This window comes from Seohaeicola saemankumensis, assembly GCF_021021435.1.
Taxonomy (GTDB): domain Bacteria; phylum Pseudomonadota; class Alphaproteobacteria; order Rhodobacterales; family Rhodobacteraceae; genus Seohaeicola.
Map to the genome: position 1 here is coordinate 16,285 of NZ_JAINWI010000014.1, position 21,837 is coordinate 38,121.

A 21,837-nucleotide genomic window follows, 5' to 3' on the forward strand; every position below is an offset into this window, starting at 1 on the left:
GTCTTTTTTCCATTTCGGGAGAAAAATCTTCGCTTTGACAGTCTGTTACACTCAGCCGCCGCAGTTGCTTTCAAGCCTGCACTTTCTTACAAATCCACAATCAGCCGCCCAACGGATGCCGCAAGATGACCCAGACCGAGCCGCATTATGCTGTCCGCCTTGCACGTTCCGAGGCTGATCTCCGCGCGGCCCAGCGGCTGCGCTATGCGGTTTTCGTCGAGGAGCTTGGCGGTGGCGGTGCGCTTGTGGATCACACCGCGCGGTTGGAGAAGGACAGGTTCGATCCCTTTTTCGATCACCTGCTCTTGCTGGACGAACACCGCCCCGTGGGTGACCGTGTTGTCGGGGTCTACAGGTTGCTGCGGCAGGATCAGGCGCGGCAGGCGGGACAGTTCTATTCTGAGGATGAATTTGACCTGACCGCGCTGACCGCCAGCGGGCGGCGTCTGTTGGAGCTTGGGCGTTCCTGCCTGCATCGTGACTATCGTGGCGGAATGGGGATGTATCATCTCTGGCATGCGCTGGCAGGCTATGTCGAAAAGCACCGGATCGAGATAGTGTTCGGTGTCGCCAGCTTTCATGGCGTTGACCAGCAGGCTTTGGCGGCACCGCTGTCGCTGCTGCATCACCGCCACTTGGCCCCCGCAGATCTGCGTGTCACGGCGCGCGCGACTGGTGCGGCCCCGATGGATCTGATCCCGCCCGAAGATCTGGACCGTCGCGCGGCCATGCTGGCGGTGCCTGCTTTGATCAAGGCCTATCTGCGGCTGGGCGGCTTTGTCGGGCAGGGGGCCTATGTTGATCGCGCATTCAACACCACCGATGTCTGTCTGGTGCTGGATGTGGCGCGGATGAATGCCAGCCAGCGCGCGATCTATACCCGCGAGGTGCGCGTATGAGCGCGGTCTGGACCCCGCCACCGGAACCCGCCGTGCAGCCACTCACGCCCGCCGACTGGATGCGGCTGGTATTGCGCGGCAGTATTCTGGGCACGATCACCTTTGGCGGGCTGGCCGTGATGTTGCTGCTACGCCTGATCGAGCGGCCGCTGTTCGGGCTTCATCGTCCGGTCACGCCCTACCTCACCCAAGGCGTCTGCCGCGTGGCCTTTGTGATCCTTGGCATGGGCTACGTCACGCGCGGCAAACGGATGGAGGAGCGTGGCGCGGTCGTGTGCAACCATGTATCATGGCTGGATATTTTCGCCCTGAACGCGCGCAAGCGGATCTATTTTGTATCGAAATCCGAGGTGGCGGGCTGGCCCGGTATCGGCTGGCTGGCGCGCGCCACGGGCACGGTCTTTATCAACCGCAATCCGCGCGATGCCCGCCGCCAGCAAGCACTGTTCGAACAACGGCTTCTGGCGGGGCACAAACTGCTGTTTTTTCCCGAAGGCACATCCACCGATGGCTGTCTCGTCCTGCCCTTCAAGTCAACGCTGTTTCAGGCCTTCTTTTCGGACGATCTGAAACACCGCACCAGCATCCAGCCCGTCACGCTGATCTATCATGCACCAGAGGGCGAGGATGCGCGTTTCTACGGTTGGTGGGGCGAGATGGGATTCGCGCCCCATCTGGTCAAGGTGCTGGCGGCCAGGCGCAATGGCAGTGTGGAACTGCTCTATCACCAGCCTGTGCGCGTTGACACCTTCCCCAACCGCAAGTCGCTTGCCGCCCATGTCGAGGATGTGGTGCGCACTGGTTTGCTGCACGGCACCGCACAGGTCGATAAGCAGGCCTAGATCCTGACCTGAGCGCAAACCTGCATCAAAGCTGCATCGCGGATGTCAGGCGGGCCAGTTCCGCGACGGGGTCTTGCGCCGTCCATATCTCTTCACCAAGGGCGATAAAATCGGTGATCGGGGCCAGCGTGCGGATCAGATCTTCGGTCAGAGCGCCTTCGGCGACGACAGGCACCTCGATGATCTCGGACCACCAGGCGAACACATCCATATCCACCTGCGTGCCATCCCCCAAGGGCGTCTGGCCCACGGGACCAAAGCTGATGTAATCCGCGCCCGCCTCGCCCGCCGACATGCCCTCGTGCCGCTGGATGCCACAAAAGGCACCGACAATCGCGTCGGCGCCCAGATCCTTGCGGGTCTTGCGGACAGAACGCGCGCCATCGGTCAGATGCACACCGTCCAGACCAAGCCGTTCGACCATCAGGATATGATTCTCGATCACCAGCGCCACATCGCGCGCATGGGTTACCTCGCGCAGCGCATCGGCGGCCCGCGCGATATTGTCCTCGTCCTTGCTGGCAAGGCCCAGACGCACGCAACCGACAGGCTGCGCGTCCAGCACGCGGGCCAGCAGATCGGGAAACACCTGCAGATCGAACGTCGCTGGCGAGATCAGATAGAGTTGCGGCGTTTGCGGGGCGTCAGGCGTATCGGCCATTGCGGTCAGGCTCCTTGCTTGTCATGGCTGTGTCATAACGGGGATTTACAGCTTTGACCATCGTGGCTTTATGGGGCAGGGCACGGGCGGAAGCGCTTGGAAATTGCCGCGCAGTGGCGTATCAGGCGGCCTGCCCGACCGGAGATGCCGCCGATGCCCAGCACCACGCCCCAGCCTGCCTTTGTTCTTGTGCGCCCCCAGATGGGCGAAAACATCGGGGCCGCCGCCCGCGCCATGTGGAATTTCGGTCTGGACCGGATGCATGTGGTCGGACCGCGCGACGGCTGGCCCAACAGCCGCGCGGTCGCGATGGCCAGCGGTGCAGGTCGGCTGCTGGACGAGGCGGTTCTGCATGACGATCTTGCGGGTGCGCTGTCGGATGTCACCTATACTTTCGCCACGACCGCACGGGCGCGCGGCCTGACCAAACCTGTCTACAGTCCCGAACGCGCCATGCAACTGGCGGCAGAGATGATTGCGGCAGGTGAAAAAGTGGCCGTCCTGTTCGGCCCCGAACGCGCGGGGCTGGAAAACGAGGATGTAGCACAGGCCAATGCGATCATCTCGGTGCCCGTCAATCCGGAATTTGCCAGCCTCAACCTGGCGCAATGCGTTTTGCTGACAGCCTATGAGTGGCAGCGGCAAGTAGCGGCAGTGCAACACGAAACCCATGAGATGGGACGCACTGACTGGGCCACTGGCACCGAAGTCGAAGCATTGGCACGCCATTACGAGGAACGGCTGGACGAGGCCGGGTTCTTCTTTCCCGACACCAAGGCGGCCAGCATGAAGCTGCATCTGCGCAATCTCTGGAGCAGGATGCGTCTGACCCGTGCCGATACGCAGATGTTCCACGGCATCCTGCGTCAAATGGTGCGCTGGAAAGAGCGGGGTTAGGTTCTGGACGAAGGGCAGCCCAGGCCCTAGTTTCGCAGCCAACAGGAGACAGCACAGCAATGACAAAAAAACGCGCTATTTTCGAAGAGGTTGCAGCCGACACACGGGCAACGCCCGCGCCGCAGGGCGGTTTGATCGACAAGGGCAACGCAGGTGCACGCGGTGCGATCCGTATCTGGCTGATGGTGCTGTTCGCGCTGGTCGTGGTCATGATCGCGGTGGGCGGGCTGACACGTCTGACCGATAGCGGTCTGAGCATCACCGAATGGCGGCCCCTGACAGGTGCGATCCCGCCACTGACGCAAGCCGACTGGGAAGCCGAATTCGCCAAGTATCAGGAAATCCCGCAATTCCAGATTATGAACCGGTGGATGGGACTGGACGATTTCAAGTTTATCTACTGGTGGGAATGGGGCCATCGACAGCTTGGCCGTGTGATCGGTCTGGTCTGGGGACTTGGCTTTCTGGGCTTTCTGCTGGCGCGCAAGATCCCCACAGGCTGGACGCCGCGCCTGTTGTTCATCGGCGCGCTTGGCGGCGTACAGGGCTTTATCGGCTGGTGGATGGTCGCATCCGGCCTGACCGGCAGTATGACCAGTGTGGCCAGCTACCGGCTGGCCACCCATTTGGGACTGGCCTTTGTGATCCTCGGCTTCATCGCGTGGTATGTGTTCCAGCTTGGCCGGTCGGAACGTGACCTGCTGCAGGCGCGCCGCACCAAGGAGGCCAAACTTTTCGGACTGTCGACGGGGTTGATGCATTTTGCCTTCCTGCAGATCCTTTTGGGCGCATTAGTGGCCGGGATCGACGCGGGGCGGTCCTATACCGACTGGCCGCTGATGGGCGGACAGATCATCCCGCCGCAACCCTTCATGCTCGAGCCGCTCTGGACCAACTTTTTCGAAAACCCCGGACTGGTGCAATTCATCCACCGTGTCAGCGGCTATCTGCTGCTGGTCTTCGGCGTTGTGGTCTGGCTCAAGGGTCGCAAAAGCGCGCATGCGACAACGCGCAGCGCCTTCAACCTCGCCTTCGGGGCATTGCTGGCACAGATCGTACTGGGGATTGTGACAGTCATGACAGCAGCCCCTTGGGAAATCGCGATCCTTCATCAGGTGCTGGCCGTGATCCTGTGGGTGCTGATCCTGCGCGCGCGCTATCTGTGCGGCTATCCTGTCGCCACCTCGATCCGCGGGGCCCGCGCATGAACCGTCCGAACGCCGCCTATACCGACCTGATGACCCATACCCGCCAGACGACCGCTTTGGGTCAGGTGGCAGGGCGTCTGGGTTGGGATCAGGAAACCATGATGCCACGCGGTGCCGCAGACCAGCGATCCGAGGAAATGGCAGCGATGGAGTCTGTCCTGCATGCCAGACGGACCGATCCCCGTATCGGCGACTGGCTTGCGGCGATAGATGCCGCAGCGCTTGACGACGTCGGGCAGGCGCAATTGCGCCATATCCGGCGTGGCTATGACCGCGCCCGCAAGCTGCCTGCCGCATTAGCCGAAGAACTGGCCCGTCTGACCAGCCGCGCACAAGGCCAATGGGCCGAGGCGCGCGCCGCCGAGAATATGGCAAGCTTTGTGCCGGTGCTGGAGCGTATCGTCGCCCTGAAGCGCGAGGAAGGGGCCGCATTGGCGGCAGGCGGTGATCCCTATGACGCGCTGTTGGACGACTACGAGCCCGACACCAACGCGGCCGAGATCGCAGCCATGTTCGACACCATGCGCGGCCCGTTAGTGGCGCTTCGGGATGCGGCCTTGGCACAACCTGCGCCTGCAGCGGTCAGCGGGGAATTCGACGAGGACAGGCAGATGGAACTGACCCGTCTGCTGGCACGGCAATTCGGCTATGATTTCAACATCGGACGTCTGGACAAGGCCGTGCATCCGTTCTCAAGCGGATCCGGACAGGATGTGCGGATCACGACACGCACCAATCTGGTCGATCCGTTCAACTGCTTCTATTCCACAATCCACGAGGTCGGACATGCCTGCTATGAACAGGGGATCGACACCGACTATGCGCTGACTCCATTGGGGCAGGGCGTGTCGATGGGCGTGCATGAAAGCCAGAGTCGCATCTACGAAAACCAGCTTGGCCGCAGCCGTGCCTTTACCGGATGGCTTTTTGCGCGGATGCGCGATGCCTTCGGTGATTTCGGCATCGTTGATGAAGATGCATTCTATGCCGCCGTGAACCGCCTGCAACACGGCTATATCCGCACCGAAGCCGACGAGGTGCAATATAACCTGCATGTCATGCTGCGTTTCGATCTGGAACGCGCGCTGATCGCGGGCGATCTGGCGGTGCGCGATCTGGAAGCCGCTTGGAATGACCGGTTCAAGGCCGATTTCGGCTTTGCTGTGGACAGACCGTCAAACGGGTGCTTGCAGGACGTGCATTGGTCGGTCGGTCTGTTTGGCTATTTCCCGACCTACAGTCTGGGCAATGTCTATGCCGGATGCCTGCATGCCGCGCTGCGTACGGCGCTGCCTGATCTGGATGACAGGCTGGCGCAGGGCGATACTTCGGGTGCCACCGCGTGGCTGCGGGACAATGTGCAACGCCATGGCGGGCTTTACCGCCCGCGTGAGGTGATCGCTCGCGCTTCGGGGATGGGGCCGTCCGCGGCTCCGCTTCTGGCCTATCTGCAGGACAAGTTCGGGCGTTTATACGGGCTTTGATCTCATGCAAAAAGGGGGGCTGTCCGCCCCCCTTCCAAACCCTACGGGTTTGACCCCCCGAGGATATTTTGCGCAAGAAGACGCCGAGATTTACCCGGCCTCAGGTGTTTCCGGCTCTTCCGGCCCATCAGTAATGTCCTCGTCACCCTGATCGGCAATGCGCGCGACCGAGACGACGAATTCATTCTTGGCCGTGTTGAACACCTTGACCCCGCCAGCCGAGCGTGACCGGAACGAGATACCATCCACCGGCACACGGATCGACTGACCCTTGGAAGTGGCGAGCATCACCTGATCGTCCAGCTCGACGGGGAAGGACGCGACCAGCGCACCGCCGCGCATTGCCTTGTCCATCGCGGTCACACCCATGCCGCCGCGACCGCGCACAGGATAATCATGGCTTGAGGACAGCTTGCCCGACCCGTTGGCCGTGATCGTCAGGATCAGGTTTTCAGCCGCCGACATTTCCACATAGCGCTCGTTCGAGAAATTCGGATCGGCTGGTGCCTCATCCTCTTCGCCCTCGGCATCATCGGCAAGACCCGCCATCGCGCGGCGCATCTTGAGATAGGCAGCGCGTTCCTCGGCGGTGGCGTCGAAATGTCGGATCACCGACATGGATACAACACGGTCGTCACCCAACAAGCGTATCCCGCGCACGCCGGTGGAATCGCGGCCCTTGAAGACGCGCACATCGGTGGTCGAAAAGCGGATTGCACGGCCCGAATCCGTCACCAGCATGACATCGTCATCCTCGGAACAGATGCGCGCATTTACCAGTTCGATCCCCTCGGGCAGCTTCATCGCGATCTTGCCATTGCGCATCACATTCGTGAAATCCGACAACGCGTTGCGCCGCACATCACCTGCGGATGTCGCAAAAACGATCTGGAGCGCGTCCCATTCGCTGTCAGGCCGGTCGACCGGCATGATGGCCGCGATCGAGACACCGACAGGAATCGGCAGGATATTGACAATCGCCTTGCCCTTGGAGGTCCGCCCCCCCAGGGGCAGACGCCATGTCTTGAGCTTGTAGACCATACCATCGGTCGTGAAAAACAATAGCTGGTCATGGGTATTGGCCACGAAGAGCGTGGTCACCACATCCTCTTCCTTGGTCTGCATACCGGAAAGGCCTTTGCCGCCACGCTTCTGGGCGCGGAAATCGGCGAGCGGCGTGCGTTTGATATAGCCGCCCGAGGTGATGGTCACAACCATATCCTCCCGCTCGATCAGGTCTTCGTCTTCCATGTCGCCCGACCAGTCGACAATCTCGGTCCGGCGTGGCACGGCGAACAGCTCGCGCACTTCGCGCAACTCGTCCGAGATGATGCCCATGATCCGTTCGCGGCTGGCAAGGATTTCCAGATATTCGCGGATCTTGGCGGCGAGTTCCTGCAACTCGTCCGTGACTTCCTTGACACCGATCTGTGTCAGACGCTGCAGACGTAGGTCCAGAATGGCGCGGGCCTGAATTTCGGACAGGTGATAGGTGCCATCCTCGTTGACCGTGTGGGTCGGATCGTCAATCAGGCGGATATATTCAGCGATATCACGCGCAGGCCAGGCGCGAGTCATCAACCGCTCGCGGGCATCCGCCGCATCGGCAGAGGCTCGGATCGTGGCAACAACCTCGTCCACATTGGTCACAGCGACGGCCAGACCGCACAGGATATGGCTGCGTTCACGCGCTTTGCGCAGGTCATAGGCGGTGCGGCGGGCCACGACCTCTTCACGGAACTCGATGAAGGAGGTCAGAAACCGGCGCAGCGTCAATTGTTCGGGGCGGCCACCGTTCAGGGCCAGCATGTTACAACCGAAATAGGTCTGCATCGGCGTGAAGCGGTACAACTGGTTCAGGACCACCTCGGGTGTGGCATCACGCTTGAGTTCGATGACCACGCGCACGCCGTTACGGTCGCTTTCGTCCTGCACGTGGCTGACACCTTCAATCTTCTTCTCGCGGACCTGTTCAGCGATCTTTTCGATCATCGCGGCCTTGTTCACCTGATAGGGGATCTGCTCGACGATGATGGCATAGCGGTCCTTGCGGATCTCCTCGACCCGGGTTTTGGCACGGATGATGACCGAACCGCGCCCTTCCAGATAGGCTTTGCGCGCACCGGAACGGCCCAGCATCAGCGCACCTGTCGGGAAATCCGGCCCCGGCACATATTCGATCAGGTCTTCGGTGGTCAGGTCGGGATTGTCGATCAAGGCAAGCGTGGCATCCACAACCTCACCCAGATTATGTGGCGGGATATTGGTCGCCATGCCGACAGCGATACCGCCTGCGCCATTGACCAGCATATTCGGGAAACGGGCGGGCAGAACCGTGGGCTCACGGTCCTTGCCATCATAGTTGTCCTGAAAATTCACAGTCTCGCGGTCGATATCGGCCAGAAGGAATGCCGCAGGCTTGTCCATCCGCACTTCGGTATAGCGCATGGCAGCGGCATTATCGCCATCCATGGAGCCGAAATTGCCCTGACCGTCCAGAAGCGGCAGCGACATCGAAAAATCCTGCGCCATCCGCACCAGCGCGTCATAGATCGCGCTATCGCCGTGGGGGTGGTATTTACCCATGACGTCCCCGACAGCGCGGGCCGATTTGCGGTAGGCTTTGTCGTGGCTGTTCCCTGCTTCGTGCATCGCGTAGAGGATGCGGCGATGCACAGGCTTCAACCCGTCGCGCAGATCGGGAATCGCGCGGCTGACGATCACGCTCATCGCGTAATCGAGATAAGAGGTCTTCATCTCTTCGGTGATCGAGATGGACGGGCCATCGTAGACATAACGCTGCGGAGCGTTTTCGTCTTCGTTATCAGGGGTTTCCGGCGTGTCGTTCACGTGATTTAACCGCTCTGTCCAGTTTTACAATATCTTGTTGGCCAGACTATAACAGAGGCTGGATATGGGGTGCAATGGCGCAGGGCAACCCAGTTTGGCAGCCAGCATAGTTGATTGCTAACATACTGTTTTTATTGAAAAGTAAATTATCCTTGGCATGATTTAATCAGCGATTCATGCAGGAGGTGCAAGATGCAGGCATCCGATACCGAGTTGATGCTGAAAGGGTATGGCCTGACGACAGCGGAATTTTACTATCGCATGCCCGATTACCAATCGGTTCTGAACAGTTTTATCTGGCAGGATTACGATCTGGCACCGGATCATCCGCGCCTGTTCAAATTCATCGACTTCTGGAAATCCGAGATCGAAGGCCCATTACATTCGGTGCGATTCACCCATCGCAAGATGATATCGCCCGGAGAATGGCGCAACGTCGTGGGGGAATTCATACTGCATTGATGCGGCCGGCGCGGGTCAGCCCCGCGCCGCTAACTGGATCAGGGAATGATGCGCGTATATTTCACGCCTTCCAGCGTCGCGCCGACCATCAGCCCTGCCTGTCCGAAAATCACGGCCAGAACCGGCGATGTCGATGTTGTGGTTTCCGCGCGGATATTGTCGGCCTGATCGCTGATCACATAGCCCACATCGGCGCCGGCGGCCCAGCCTGACGAGCGGCGGAAACGCTGCAGGGCGTCATCTGTCATGAAAAACAACACATGGGCGAATTGCTGCGCCCCGATCTGCAACCCGAAGGTGCCCTTGGTCGCAGAATAATAATCGACCGTCGTTCCGTTCACGCGCAAAGCGCCGCGCCCATAGCCGCCACCAATGCCGAAACCAGCCTCGGTGATCAGCGGCATGACCAGCTGTCCGGTAGATTTGGCTGCCAGATCGCGCGTGTTGGGATAGGTGTTGAAAAGATAGTTCAACGTGGCGTCGACGCGGTTGTCGATCACGGCCGATCCCGGACTGCCGATCCCGTTGCCACAGGCCGCCGTAACACTGGCCGCGGCCAAAGCCGAAAGCGTGAAAGTCCGTCTGCTCATCTGGGTCATGTTTTGCCTGTTCTGTTGTTCCGTGGAATGCACTGCTGCGTTGCCGGTATTATGAAATTTTCCGGTTATGCCATGAATATAGATGTAAAATGCCAGCCTGTCACCACTGCTTGTGGCGTGGTGGTGAACTCAAGGTCAACATGGCGGTTTATCGCCCAGATGCGCGCGGATCACCCGCGCGCCAGAAGCCGTGCCACCGCAGGGGCGAAATAGGTCAGAATGCCATCGCAACCGGACCGCCGGAAGCACATCAGACTTTCTAGCATCGCGCGTTCTCCGTCGATCCAGCCGTTTTGTGCTGCCGCCTGTATCATCGCGTATTCGCCAGACACCTGATAGGCATAGGTCGGCGCACCGAAGGTATCCTTCACGCGGCGGCAGATATCCAGATAGGGCATGCCCGGCTTGACCATCACCATGTCGGCGCCCTCGCGCAGATCACGCTCGACCAGACGGATCGCCTCGTCCGAATTGGCGGGGTCCATCTGATAGGTCTTCTTGTCACCCTTCAGGGCACCGGACGCCCCCACAGCGTCACGGAAAGGCCCATAGAAGGCCGAGGCATATTTCGCCGCATAGCTGAGCAGCATCACATCGGTATGGCCCGCCGCCTCGAGCGCCTGACGCATTGCGCCGATCCGTCCATCCATCATATCGGACGGTCCGATGATATCGGCACCGGCTTCGGCTTGGGAAAGCGCCTGTTTCACCAGCGCCGCGACGGTTTCGTCATTGACCACGATACCGTCGCGCCAGAACCCGTCATGCCCGTCCGAATTATAGGGATCAAGCGCCACATCCGTCATGATCGCAATATCCGGCACCGCGGCCTTGATCGCACGTGTCGCGCGGTTGCTCAGGTTTTCGGGATTCCACGCCTCGGCGCAATCGCGGGTTTTTTTCGCGGGATCGGTATAGGGAAACAAGCAGATTGCGGGGATACCCAGATCGGCCGCTTCACGCGCTGCCGCGACCACACGATCCACCGAGCGACGCATTACGCCGGGCATCGAGGCGACCGGCTCTTCAACGCCCTCGCCGTCACGCACGAAAACGGGCCAGATCAGATTACCGACCGACAGGGTGTTTTCCTGTGTGAGTGCCCTGATGGCAGGCGACTTGCGGGCACGGCGGAAGCGTGTTGCGGGATAGGCGGCTTGGGTCGGGATCATGTTGACGTCATCTCATTTTTGTCCAAGTCATGCGTGACATGGATATTACCGCATCTCAAGGGTAGGAATTGCCGCAAGACGCCGCTATGGAAACGGTCGTTGGTGAAAGGGCATTTGATTTGGAATGGTTCAGCACGCTTGGTGAGGTGATCAACCTGCGGTCTTTCTCCAATCTTTGGTATTGGGTGATGCTGGCTGTTGTATGGTCCAGTTCCAGTCATTGGGTGCTGGGTGTGCCTTATGACATGGTGACACGCGCCGCCGCGCAGGGGGGTGAGGCGGAAACGGACCTGTCCGATATCATCCGCGTGAATGTGAACAGACTGGTCTATATCGGCGACGTCTCGGGCCTGTGGATTATCGGCTTTGGTGCCTTTTTCCTGAGCTTTCTGGGGCTGAGCGGATTCGTCTACGGCTTCCAACTGGCACAGGCGGTGTTCCTGATAACCTTTCCGATGTCCATTGTCGGATTGCTAAGCTTCAGAACCGCCCGCAACCTGCAACTGGACATGCCCGCAGGCAAGGCTCTCCGCAAGGCGCTGATGCGACATCGCCTGATCACGCAGGTGATCGGCATGATTTCGATTTTCATCACGGCCCTGTGGGGCATGTACCAGAACCTGTCCTACATGATGCCCGACCATATCATCAGACCGCTTGGATAAGACCACCTCATGACCACGCAGAAACGTATCACCGTCGGCGGTGCGCCCGAAGGCTTCGACGCTCGTTTGATCCTGAAAGAGATCGCACAGCGTGACGCGCCGGTGCTGCATATCGCGCGCGACGACAAGCGGCTTGCGGCGATGCAGGCCGCATTGCGGTTTTTTGCCCCTGATATGCCCGTCATCACCTTTCCGGGCTGGGATTGCCTGCCTTACGACCGTGTCAGCCCGAATCCCGACATCTCAGCCACCCGGATGGCGACGCTGGCGGGCTTGGCCCATGGCATGCCTGAACGGTTTATCCTGCTAACCACGATCAGTGCCGCGATGCAGCGACTGCCCGCGCGCGCCGTGCTGCGCGAGGCCGCGTTCAGCGCCCGCGTGGGCAGCAGGCTGGACGAGGCCGCCCTGCGCGGCTTTCTGGTGAGGATGGGCTTTACCCAAGCCCCGACGGTGATGGAGCCCGGCGACTACGCGATCCGTGGCGGGATCATCGACATTTTCCCACCGGGCGAGGGGGGGCCGGTCCGGCTTGATCTGTTCGGCGATGTGCTGGACGGGGCGCGCCGGTTTGATCCGGCCACGCAGCGCACCACCGAAAAGCTGGATCTGGTCGAGCTTGCGCCGGTGTCAGAGGTTATTCTGGACGAGGCCGCGATCACCCGTTTCCGCCAGAATTACCGTATCGAATTCGGCGCGGCCGGCACCGATGATCCGCTTTACGAGGCGGTCAGCGCAGGGCGCAAACATGCCGGTATCGAGCATTGGTTGCCGTTCTTTCACGACCGGCTGGAAACCCTGTTCGACTATCTGCCGCAGGCGACCGTGACACAGGACGATCAGGTCACGCCCACGCGCATCTCGCGGTGGGACAGCATTGCCGATCAATATGAAACGCGCCGCCTTGCCATGACCCAGAAAGGCCGGATGGATTCGGTCTATAAGCCCGTGCCTCCTGCGTTGCTCTATCTTGATGATGCGGCATGGGAACAGGCGGCAGGTGCGCGCCGCGTGATGCAGTTCAACCCGCTGGCGCAGGCCACAGGGCCAGGTGTCATTGATGCAGGCGGACGTATCGGTCGCAGTTTCGCGCCGGAACGCCAGCAAGAAAACCTAAGCCTTTTCGGGGCATTGGCGACACATGTGAAAGCACGAATGGAAAAGGGTCCGGTGCTGGTCGCCTCTTTCTCGGAAGGGGCGCGTGAACGGCTTGACGGATTGATCAGCGACGAAGGTCTGATCGGGTCCGTGCATGTCGCAGATGCGCGCGGGATCGGTAAACACGGGCTGCATCTGGCGGTCTGGCCACTGGAGCAGGGATTCGAGGCCGAGGGCCTGACCGTGATCAGCGAACAGGATGTGTTGGGCGACCGCCTGATCCGCGCACCCAAGAAACGCCGCAAGGCGGAAAATTTCCTGACCGAAGCCCAAAGTCTATCGCCCGGTGATCTGGTCGTGCATGTCGATCACGGTGTCGGGCGCTATCTGGGGCTTGAGGTGGTCACGGCCCTTGGCGCTGCCCATGAATGCCTGACGCTGGAATATGCCGAAGGTTCAAAGCTTTACCTGCCGGTCGAGAATATAGAGCTGCTCAGCAAATACGGCCATGACGAGGGCCTGCTGGACAAGCTGGGCGGCGGCGCGTGGCAATCCAAGAAGGCGCGCCTCAAGGAACGTATCCGCGAAATGGCGGATCGCCTGATCCGCGTTGCCGCCGAACGCGCGCTACGCACCGCGCCGGTGCTGGAACCGCAGCATCACGCATGGGAAGCCTTCAGCGCCCGGTTTCCCTATACTGAAACCGACGACCAGTTGCGCGCAATCGAAGATGTGCTGGCCGATCTGGGGTCGGGGAATCCGATGGATCGCCTGATCTGCGGCGATGTCGGCTTTGGCAAGACAGAGGTGGCCATGCGTGCGGCCTTTATCGCGGCGATGTGCGGCGTGCAGGTGGCCGTGATCGCGCCGACAACGCTGCTGGCGCGGCAGCATTTCAAAAGCTTTGCCGAGCGTTTTCGCGGCTTCCCGCTGGAAGTGCGCGCGTTGTCGCGTTTCGTCAGCGCCAAGGATGCACAAACCACGCGGGACGGGATCGCGCGCGGAACCGTGGATATCGTTGTTGGCACACATGCGTTGCTGGCGAAGGGCGTCAGTTTCAAGAACCTTGGCCTCTTGATCATCGACGAAGAGCAGCATTTCGGCGTTGGCCACAAGGAACGGTTGAAGCAGCTTCGCACCGATATCCATGTGCTGACCCTGACCGCCACACCGATTCCGCGCACGCTGCAATTGTCGCTGTCGGGTGTGCGCGATCTGTCGATCATCGGCACGCCGCCGGTCGACCGCCTATCGATCCGCACCTATGTCTCGGAATTCGACGGCGTCACCATCCGCGAGGCATTGCTACGCGAGCATTATCGCGGCGGGCAAAGCTTCTTCGTGGTCCCCCGCATCAGCGACCTGCCCGAGATCGAGGAATTTCTGCGCACGCAGGTGCCCGAAGTCAGCTATGTGGTCGCCCATGGCCAGATGGCGGCGGGCGAACTGGATGACCGCATGAACGCCTTCTACGATGGCAAATTCGATGTGCTTCTGGCTACGACCATCGTGGAATCCGGTCTTGATATCCCTACCGCCAATACAATGGTGATCCACCGCGCCGATATGTTCGGCCTCAGCCAGCTCTACCAGATCAGGGGTCGCGTGGGTCGCTCTAAAACTCGGGCCTATGCGTTTCTGACCACCAAACCGCGCGGAAAGCTGACTCCTGCCGCGGAAAAGCGGCTGCGGGTGCTGGGGTCGCTGGACACGCTGGGGGCAGGATTCACGCTGGCCAGCCAGGATCTGGACATTCGCGGCGCAGGCAACCTGCTGGGCGAAGAACAGTCCGGCCAGATGCGCGATGTGGGCTACGAGTTGTACCAGCAGATGCTGGAAGACGCGATTGCCAAGATCAAATCGGGCGAGTTGGAGGGGCTATCCGAATCCGACGGTCAATGGGCACCCTCGATCAATCTCAGCGTACCGGTCCTGATCCCCGAGAACTATGTGCCTGATCTGGATGTGCGTCTGGGATTGTATCGCCGCCTCAGCAACTTGCACAGCAAAGTTGAACTGGAGGGCTTCGCCGCCGAACTGATCGACCGTTTCGGCAATTTGCCGCGCGAGGTGAACACGCTGCTGTTGATCGTGCGGATCAAAGAGATGTGCAAACGCGCCGGTATTGCGCGTCTGGACGGTGGACCGAAGGGGGCCACCATCCAGTTCCACAACGACAAATTCGCCTCCCCGCAGGGTCTGGTCGAATTCATCGCCGCCCAAAACGGGCTGGCCAAGGTGCGCGACAACAAGATCGTGGTGCGGCGCGACTGGTCGAATGAAAAGGACAAGATCCGCGGCGCCTATGCGATTGCGCGCGATCTGGCCGAGAAGGTGATTGACGAGAAGAAGCGCAAGAAGGCCAAGCAGGACGGCTGACATGTTACATAAGACGCAGCGTGCAGACTACTGATCAGACGTTGAAAAAAGCCCTGATACGCGGGTTTATCCAACCCCACAGGCTGGGCGCGCCATGGGCAATCTTGTCGCCCACACGGTTGACCAGCGTGTCATAGCCGACATTGTAGTCAGTCCAGCTTCCGCCGCCTGCGGCAAGATTCTGGTTCGGGGGCTGGAACCGGTCCAAAGATTTGGCAAAGCGCGCGTCGGGCGACTGGTTCGCCTCGAACTCGTCCCACAAGGCGCGAAGGGTTGCGCCCTGATCGGCTGGCAGCAGGCCAAAAATCCGCGTGGCGGCCGCAAGTTCTGCGTCGCGCAAGGCTGCTGCATCGTGATTGCCATAGATCGGCGCGTCACCGGCATCAATCTCGACCAGATCATGGATCAGCAACATCCTGATGACGCGGTTTATATCCACACCCGCGGGGGCTTGATCCGCCAGAACCAGCGCATAGAGCGCGATATGCCAGCTGTGTTCCGCCGAATTCTCGGGCCGTGATCCGTCGCAAAGCGGCGTCGCACGATTTACCGATTTAAGGCGGCAGGCCTCGGTCAGAAAGGCCATCTGCGCGTCAAGACGCGGGGTCATTCCGGAGTTGCGGGTTTGCGCGCCGCCAGTGCCTTTTGCAACCGTGCCTGCAACAGCTTGCGCGCCCGCGCCTCGGCGGTGCGGACGCGGATCGACGTCATGAACGCGTCCTGCGTCACCGAAGACGAGGTGCCAAGCGTCTTGGCAATCTCTTCGATCAGCGTGTCATCGCCCAACTTCTCAACCGCGTCAAGAACATCGCGCGCCAGAGCATCGGCAAGATCCTCGGTGATGCTCATAGGCTCACCGCGAGCTTTCCGTCAGGCGACGTTTCACATAGTCGGAGACCGACCCGATCATGTGATCCATCTGCCCCGGACCATCAAAGAAATGGCCCGCGCCTTCGATCTGCTCATGCGTGATCGTGATGCCGCGCTGCTCGTGCAATTTGCTGACCAGACTTGTTGTATCGGCAGGCGGCGCGACGCGGTCGGCCGTGCCATTGATCACCAGACCGGAGGCGGGGCAGGGTGCAAGGAAGGAGAAGTCATACATATTGGCGGGTGGGGCGACCGAGATGAAGCCGGTAATTTCAGGACGGCGCATCAGAAGCTGCATGCCGATCCACGCGCCGAACGAGAAACCAGCCACCCAGCAATGTTTGGAGTTGTTATTCATCGACTGCAGGTAATCGAGCGCCGAAGCGGCATCCGACAATTCGCCAATGCCCTGATCATACTCGCCCTGACTACGCCCGACGCCGCGGAAATTGAACCGCAGCACTGTAAAGCCCATATTGTAGAAGGCATAATGCAGGTTGTAGACGACCTTGTTGTTCATCGTGCCGCCAAACTGCGGATGCGGATGCAAGACGATGGCAATGGGGGCGTCACGTTCCTTTTGCGGGTGATACCGGCCTTCGATCCGACCTTCAGGGCCGGGAAAAATAACCTCGGGCATAGTGGGTACTTGTCTCCTGCATGGGTGCGGCAATTAATCTTGACGAATTTGCTCAAGCACCTTAGAACGTTTCTAAATCCGACGGCGGTTCCGCAGCGGGTGCAAGCGAGATAAGCCCTGCACCCCGTCACGTCAATGTGTTCACGAAGGCAAGCCAATGAAACTTAGCACAAAGGGCCGCTATGCGATGGTTGCACTTGCGGATATCGCGCTGCAACCACAGGGGGCTTTGGTCACTTTGGGGGAAATCTCGAAACGGCAGAACGTGTCCTTGCCCTATCTGGAGCAGTTGTTCGTCAAACTGCGCCGTGCGGGTCTGGTGGATTCCGTGCGCGGTCCGGGGGGCGGCTACAGGCTGTCGCGACCTGCCAGCGAAATCAGGGTAGTCGAAGTTCTGGGTGCGGTGGATGAAACCGTGGACGCGATGCATCGCGGCGAGGGGGCCAGCGGTGCCGTGTCCGGCAGTCGCGCCCAATCGGTGACAAACCGTCTGTGGGAAGGGCTGAGCGCCCATGTCTATGTCTATTTGCACCAGACAAGGCTATCGGATGTGGTCCGAAACGATCTGGCCCCCTGTCCAGCGGTTCCGTCGCTGTTCTCGATGCCCGTCGTGGATGAGGCATAGGGCGGAGTTGAGTATTTCTGGCAAGATGAAAGGCTGACCGTGCGCGCCTATCTGGATCATAATGCGACAACACCGCTGCGCCCCGAGGCGCGGGAGGCGATGCTGCGCGCGATGGATCTGGTTGGCAATCCGTCTTCGGTGCATGCCGAGGGACGAATGGCAAAATCTGTGGTCGAGGCGGCACGGGCGCAGGTCGCGGCGGCTTTGGGTGCGGAAGGCGCGGATGTGATCTTTACCTCCGGTGCGACCGAGGCGGCGGCGCTGGCTCTGGCAGGGCGTGACCTGCACGGCGCGGAGATCGAGCACGAGGCGGTGGCTGCCTGGGCAGATACCGGTCTTGCGGTTGACCGCAACGGTCTGGTGACGGTCGATGATCCGGCGCGAAGCACCTTGCAACTGGCCAATTCCGAAACCGGCGTGATCCAGTCATTGCCCGAAGGGTTGGCTGTGTCCGACATGACGCAGGGCTTTGGCAAGCTGCCGCTCGCGTTCAACTGGTCGGGCTGCACGATGGCGCTGGTCTCGGCGCATAAGCTGGGCGGTCCCAAAGGGATCGGCGCGCTGGTCGTGAAGCGCGGCACCGATCTGGCGGCGCAACTGCGCGGCGGCGGGCAAGAGCAGGGCAGACGGGCAGGGACCGAGAATATTATCGGCATCGCGGGTTTCGGCGCGGCTGCTGAAGCCGCCGCACTGGAATTGGCGCAGGGCGCTTGGCACCGGGTTGCGGAACTTAGAAATATTCTAGAAAAGACCATTGAGGCTGCGGCCCCCGATACTATTTTCCCAGGAAGGGATGTGCCGCGCCTGCCGAACACAAGCTGTATCGCCACCCCGGGCTGGAAGGGCGAGACACAGGTCATGCAGATGGACTTGGCGGGTTTCGCTATTTCGGCGGGTTCGGCCTGTTCCAGCGGCAAGGTGCGCGCCAGCCGCGTGCTGCGGGCGATGGGATATGATGACGATGTGGCCAGCGGCGCGATCCGTGTATCGCTTGGGGTCCAGACGACAGAAGATGACGTGCTGCGCTTTGCCGATATATGGCTGGACAAGCGCCGCAAATACGCCGCACGCGCGGCATGATGAGCAAGACGCGAACAGGAGTAAACGGGCATGACCACAGTTAAAGAAGAGATCCGCGAAGGCGTCGACCGCGAAACGGTCGAGGCTGTGCGCGAGGTGGGCAGCACCTACAAGCATGGCTGGAACACCGATATCGAGATGGAGTTCGCCCCCAAAGGTGTGAACCCCGATATCGTACGCCTGATCAGCGCCAAGAACGAGGAACCCGAATGGATGACCGAATGGCGTCTGTCGGCCTTTCAGCGCTGGGAACAGATGGACGAGCCGACATGGGCAATGGTCAGCTATCCCGAGATCGACTTTCAGGATCTCTACTACTATGCGCGCCCCAAAAGCATGATCGAAAAGCCCAAATCGCTGGACGAGGTCGATCCCAAGCTGCTGGCCACTTATGAAAAGCTGGGGATTCCGCTGAAAGAGCAGATGATCCTTGCCGGTGTCGAAGGGGCCGAGGATTACGTGGCCGAAGGCCGCAAGGTCGCGGTCGACGCTGTGTTCGACTCTGTCTCGCTGGGCACGACCTTCCAGAAGGATCTGGAAAAGGCGGGCGTGATTTTCTGCTCGATCTCCGAGGCAATCAGGAACCATCCCGAACTGGTCAAGAAATATCTGGGCACGGTTGTGCCGCCTTCGGACAATTTCTATGCCACGCTGAACTCGGCTGTCTTCTCGGATGGCTCCTTTGTGTATGTGCCGCCTGGCGTGCGCTGCCCGATGGAACTGTCGACCTATTTCCGTATCAATGCCGAGAATACAGGCCAGTTTGAACGCACGCTGATCATTGCCGACAAGGGCAGCTATGTGTCCTATCTGGAAGGCTGCACCGCGCCCAAGCGCGATACGGCGCAGCTACATGCGGCCGTGGTCGAGATCATCATCGAGGAAGACGCGGAAGTGAAATATTCCACCGTCCAGAACTGGTATCCGGGCGACGAGGACGGCAAGGGCGGGATCTACAACTTTGTCACCAAGCGCGCCGATTGCCGTGGCGATCGCGCCAAGGTGATGTGGACCCAGGTGGAAACCGGCTCGGCTGTGACATGGAAATACCCCTCCTGCATCCTGCGGGGTGATGACAGCCAGGGCGAGTTCTATTCCATCGCCATTGCCAACAACATGCAGCAGGCCGACACCGGCACCAAGATGGTGCATCTGGGCAAGAATACCAAGTCGCGCATTGTCTCGAAGGGGATCAGCGCAGGTCGCGCGCAAAACACCTATCGCGGGTTGGTGTCGATGCACCCGAAGGCACAGAACGGACGCAACTATACCCAGTGCGACAGCTTGCTGATCGGCGACAAATGCGGCGCGCATACCGTGCCGTACATCGAGGTGCGCAACAACACCGCACGGGTGGAACACGAGGCGACGACATCCAAGGTAGATGACGATCAACTGTTCTATTGCCGATCGCGCGGTATGGACGAGGAAGAAGCGGTGGCGCTGGTCGTCAACGGGTTCTGCCGCGAGGTGTTGCAGGCCCTGCCGATGGAATTCGCTATGGAAGCGCAGCAACTGGTTGCCATCTCTCTGGAAGGCAGCGTCGGCTGAGGCCGGGGGCTGCGGCCCTGCGTGTGGGACAAGGCTATGACTGTGGCGGGAAAATCCCTGATCGCTATGCTGAGGGGGCGGCTGGATCTGGCAGCACCTCTGGCTGTTGTCGATGTGGGCGCAAACCCTTTGGGCAAGCCGGTCTATAAGCCGCTGGTCAAGGCCGGTCTGGCGCAGGTGTGGGGATTCGAGCCGAATGCCGAAGCCTTTGCCAGACTGGAACCGTCCGAACATGCGACATGGCTGCCGCTTGCGGTAGGGGCAGGTGGAGAGGCCACATTGCATGCCTATCCTGCCTCCGAAATGTCGTCGCTCTACCCGCTGAGCGACAGCGCAATCGGCTATCTGGGTCATTTCCGCCGCCATCTGGGGCAAGAGGAAAAGATCCCCATTACGACGCATCGTCTGGATGATATCCCCGCGATCATGCGGATCGACCTGCTGAAAGTGGATGCACAGGGGGCCGAACGTGATGTGATCGAGGGCGCACACAGCAAGCTGGCCCAGGCTGTCATGGTGATCGCCGAGATGCGGTTCTACCGCCTATATGATGGCGAGCCGATGTTGCACGCGGTGGACCAGTCCTTGCGCGAAAAGGGCTTTGTGCTGCACCGCTTCCTGCATCAGAAATCGCGCATGCTGAACCACAGCCAGAAGGCGCGGGTCAATACCCGCGCACTGTCCAGCCAGTTGATCGACGGTGATGCCGTCTATATCCGCACCTTCGAGGATCGCAGCCTCTGGAGCGATACACAGTTGCGTGCACTGGTGATGCTGTCGGCCTGTATCGGCAGCCATGATCTGGCCCTGTTGGGGTTGGATACGCTGGTGTCGCGCGGGCTGGTCCGCAAGAACCTGCCCGCGGCCTATGTCGATCATCTGCCGCAAGAGCTGCGCGCATGACTTTGGCGCATATCAGCCCGATCCTGATGCTGGCGGTGTCGAATGTCTTTATGACCTTCGCATGGTACGGGCATTTGAAATTCCCGGCTGCGCCGCTATTCGCGGTCATCGTGATCAGCTGGGGGATCGCGTTCTTTGAATACTCGCTGGCGGTGCCTGCCAACCGGATCGGACATCAGGTCTATAGCGCCGCGCAACTCAAGACCATTCAGGAAGTGATGACCCTCATCGTCTTTGTGGGCTTTTCGGTCTTCTGGCTGAAAGAAACGATCACCTGGACGACGGCGGCGGGATTTGCCTTCATAGCGCTCGGGGCGGCGTTGGTGTTTCGGGGGGCGGCATGAAACAGGACGAGATCACCCGCCCCGAACTGACCATGCCCAAGGCCGAGGGGGTCTTGCTGCGCGACATCTATGCCGCCGCTGATACGATCCTTGAATACGGATCGGGCGGATCAACCGTGATGGCCGCTGAAATGGGCAAGCGTGTCACATCAGTGGAAAGCGACAAAGCATGGGCACAGATGATGCGCGCATGGTTCGCCGCAAATCCGCCTGCGGGTCAGGTAGACATCGTCTGGTCCGATATCGGGCCAACCAAAGAATGGGGCCATCCCGTGGACGACAGTGCGTGGAAGCGGTTTGCCCGCTATCCTTTGGAAGTCTGGGATCTGCCGGATTTCGCGCATCCCGATGTGATTCTTGTGGATGGTCGGTTTCGCGCGGGTTGCGCGCTGGCATCCGTCTTTCGGATCACACAGCCCGTGACTCTGTGCTTCGATGACTATACCAACCGTCCGCGACACCACGAGGTCGAGGAATTTCTGGGCGCACCCGCAAAGATAGTGGGCCGGATGGCCTACTTTGCCCTTCGCCCCATGCCCGTGCCAGCCGAGCGGCTGTTGCGGGTGATACAGCTGATGACACGACCCTGACAGCCCCGGTGGCCGGGT

The 21,837-nt window shown here is 60.4% G+C and carries 21 protein-coding genes; 14 read left to right on the top strand and 7 right to left on the bottom strand.

Going from position 1 to position 21,837, the window contains the following annotated elements; all coding sequences use genetic code 11:
- Positions 1-125: 125 nt before the first annotated feature.
- Both K7H22_RS12525 and K7H22_RS12530 read left to right on the top strand, forming a co-directional pair.
- Positions 126-899: a GNAT family N-acetyltransferase gene (locus tag K7H22_RS12525; RefSeq protein ID WP_230801202.1), complete on the top strand. Its 774-nt coding sequence runs from the start codon at positions 126-128 to the stop codon at positions 897-899.
- Positions 896-1,741, top strand: coding sequence for a lysophospholipid acyltransferase family protein (locus K7H22_RS12530; protein ID WP_230801203.1), 846 nt, complete (start codon positions 896-898; stop codon positions 1,739-1,741). The genes K7H22_RS12525 and K7H22_RS12530 overlap by 4 nt, the downstream gene beginning before the upstream one ends.
- A gap of 25 nt (positions 1,742-1,766) precedes the next feature.
- On the opposite strand, the gene K7H22_RS12535 is transcribed toward K7H22_RS12530, so the two are convergent.
- On the bottom strand, positions 1,767-2,402 hold the full coding sequence (locus tag K7H22_RS12535) for a thiamine phosphate synthase (protein WP_230801204.1): 636 nt from the start codon (positions 2,400-2,402) through the stop codon (positions 1,767-1,769).
- A gap of 153 nt (positions 2,403-2,555) precedes the next feature.
- Here K7H22_RS12535 and K7H22_RS12540 point away from each other — a divergent pair, with 153 nt between their 5' ends.
- Genes K7H22_RS12540 through K7H22_RS12550 form a run of 3 tightly spaced genes read left to right on the top strand, consistent with a single transcriptional unit; the run spans position 2,556 to position 5,991 of the window.
- Entirely contained in the window at positions 2,556-3,299 is a 744-nt protein-coding gene (locus tag K7H22_RS12540) for an RNA methyltransferase (protein ID WP_230801205.1), read from the top strand.
- 59 nt (positions 3,300-3,358) lie between these two features.
- Positions 3,359-4,507 (top strand): heme A synthase, encoded by a 1,149-nt coding sequence (gene ctaA, locus K7H22_RS12545; protein ID WP_230801206.1) that lies wholly within the window; start codon positions 3,359-3,361, stop codon positions 4,505-4,507.
- The gene (locus tag K7H22_RS12550; RefSeq protein WP_230801207.1) at positions 4,504-5,991 is read left to right on the top strand and encodes a carboxypeptidase M32; all 1,488 of its coding nucleotides are present in this window, start codon (positions 4,504-4,506) and stop codon (positions 5,989-5,991) included. Before ctaA ends, K7H22_RS12550 begins: the two co-directional genes overlap by 4 nt.
- Before the next feature lie 90 nt (positions 5,992-6,081).
- Here K7H22_RS12550 and gyrA read toward each other — a convergent pair whose 3' ends face one another.
- Entirely contained in the window at positions 6,082-8,841 is a 2,760-nt protein-coding gene (gene gyrA, locus K7H22_RS12555; RefSeq protein WP_230801208.1) for a DNA gyrase subunit A, read from the bottom strand.
- A gap of 192 nt (positions 8,842-9,033) precedes the next feature.
- Here gyrA and K7H22_RS12560 point away from each other — a divergent pair, with 192 nt between their 5' ends.
- Positions 9,034-9,303, top strand: a complete 270-nt coding sequence (locus K7H22_RS12560) for an usg protein (protein WP_230801209.1) — start codon at positions 9,034-9,036, stop codon at positions 9,301-9,303.
- A gap of 38 nt (positions 9,304-9,341) precedes the next feature.
- Here K7H22_RS12560 and K7H22_RS12565 read toward each other — a convergent pair whose 3' ends face one another.
- Together K7H22_RS12565 and hemB are read right to left on the bottom strand one after the other, a co-directional pair.
- Complete coding sequence (locus K7H22_RS12565; protein WP_230801210.1) at positions 9,342-9,902, bottom strand: YSC84-related protein; 561 nt, start codon at positions 9,900-9,902, stop codon at positions 9,342-9,344.
- Positions 9,903-10,072: 170 nt separating this feature from the next.
- Complete coding sequence (gene hemB / locus K7H22_RS12570) at positions 10,073-11,074, bottom strand: porphobilinogen synthase (RefSeq protein ID WP_230801211.1); 1,002 nt, start codon at positions 11,072-11,074, stop codon at positions 10,073-10,075.
- Between the two features lie 86 nt (positions 11,075-11,160).
- Between hemB and K7H22_RS12575 the strand changes: the two genes are divergently transcribed.
- On the top strand, positions 11,161-11,739 hold the full coding sequence (locus K7H22_RS12575; RefSeq protein WP_330165850.1) for a component of SufBCD complex: 579 nt from the start codon (positions 11,161-11,163) through the stop codon (positions 11,737-11,739).
- A gap of 9 nt (positions 11,740-11,748) precedes the next feature.
- Positions 11,749-15,216, top strand: coding sequence for a transcription-repair coupling factor (mfd, locus tag K7H22_RS12580; RefSeq protein WP_230801212.1), 3,468 nt, complete (start codon positions 11,749-11,751; stop codon positions 15,214-15,216).
- Positions 15,217-15,250: 34 nt separating this feature from the next.
- Here mfd and K7H22_RS12585 read toward each other — a convergent pair whose 3' ends face one another.
- From K7H22_RS12585 to K7H22_RS12595, 3 genes are read right to left on the bottom strand one after another with little or no spacing between them, the layout of a single operon-like run.
- Positions 15,251-15,826 carry an HD domain-containing protein gene (locus tag K7H22_RS12585; RefSeq protein ID WP_230801213.1) on the bottom strand — a complete coding sequence of 192 codons (576 nt, stop codon included), beginning with the start codon at positions 15,824-15,826 and terminating at the stop codon, positions 15,251-15,253.
- Entirely contained in the window at positions 15,823-16,065 is a 243-nt protein-coding gene (locus tag K7H22_RS12590; RefSeq protein ID WP_230801214.1) for a hypothetical protein, read from the bottom strand. The genes K7H22_RS12585 and K7H22_RS12590 overlap by 4 nt, the downstream gene beginning before the upstream one ends.
- Before the next feature lie 4 nt (positions 16,066-16,069).
- Positions 16,070-16,726, bottom strand: coding sequence for an alpha/beta hydrolase (locus K7H22_RS12595; RefSeq protein WP_230801215.1), 657 nt, complete (start codon positions 16,724-16,726; stop codon positions 16,070-16,072).
- A gap of 157 nt (positions 16,727-16,883) precedes the next feature.
- Here K7H22_RS12595 and K7H22_RS12600 point away from each other — a divergent pair, with 157 nt between their 5' ends.
- From K7H22_RS12600 to K7H22_RS12625, 6 genes are read left to right on the top strand one after another with little or no spacing between them, the layout of a single operon-like run.
- A complete protein-coding gene (locus K7H22_RS12600; protein WP_230801216.1) occupies positions 16,884-17,351 on the top strand; it encodes an Rrf2 family transcriptional regulator in 468 nt (155 codons plus the stop codon).
- A 39-nt stretch (positions 17,352-17,390) separates the two neighbouring features.
- Positions 17,391-18,431, top strand: coding sequence for a cysteine desulfurase family protein (locus tag K7H22_RS12605; protein ID WP_330165851.1), 1,041 nt, complete (start codon positions 17,391-17,393; stop codon positions 18,429-18,431).
- A gap of 30 nt (positions 18,432-18,461) precedes the next feature.
- Positions 18,462-19,982, top strand: a complete 1,521-nt coding sequence (gene sufB, locus K7H22_RS12610) for a Fe-S cluster assembly protein SufB (RefSeq protein WP_230801217.1) — start codon at positions 18,462-18,464, stop codon at positions 19,980-19,982.
- A gap of 36 nt (positions 19,983-20,018) precedes the next feature.
- The gene (locus tag K7H22_RS12615; protein ID WP_230801218.1) at positions 20,019-20,885 is read left to right on the top strand and encodes an FkbM family methyltransferase; all 867 of its coding nucleotides are present in this window, start codon (positions 20,019-20,021) and stop codon (positions 20,883-20,885) included.
- A complete protein-coding gene (locus tag K7H22_RS12620; RefSeq protein WP_230801219.1) occupies positions 20,882-21,229 on the top strand; it encodes a DMT family protein in 348 nt (115 codons plus the stop codon). The genes K7H22_RS12615 and K7H22_RS12620 overlap by 4 nt, the downstream gene beginning before the upstream one ends.
- Positions 21,226-21,819 (top strand): hypothetical protein, encoded by a 594-nt coding sequence (locus tag K7H22_RS12625; RefSeq protein ID WP_230801220.1) that lies wholly within the window; start codon positions 21,226-21,228, stop codon positions 21,817-21,819. Before K7H22_RS12620 ends, K7H22_RS12625 begins: the two co-directional genes overlap by 4 nt.
- The last annotated feature ends 18 nt before the right edge of the window (positions 21,820-21,837 follow it).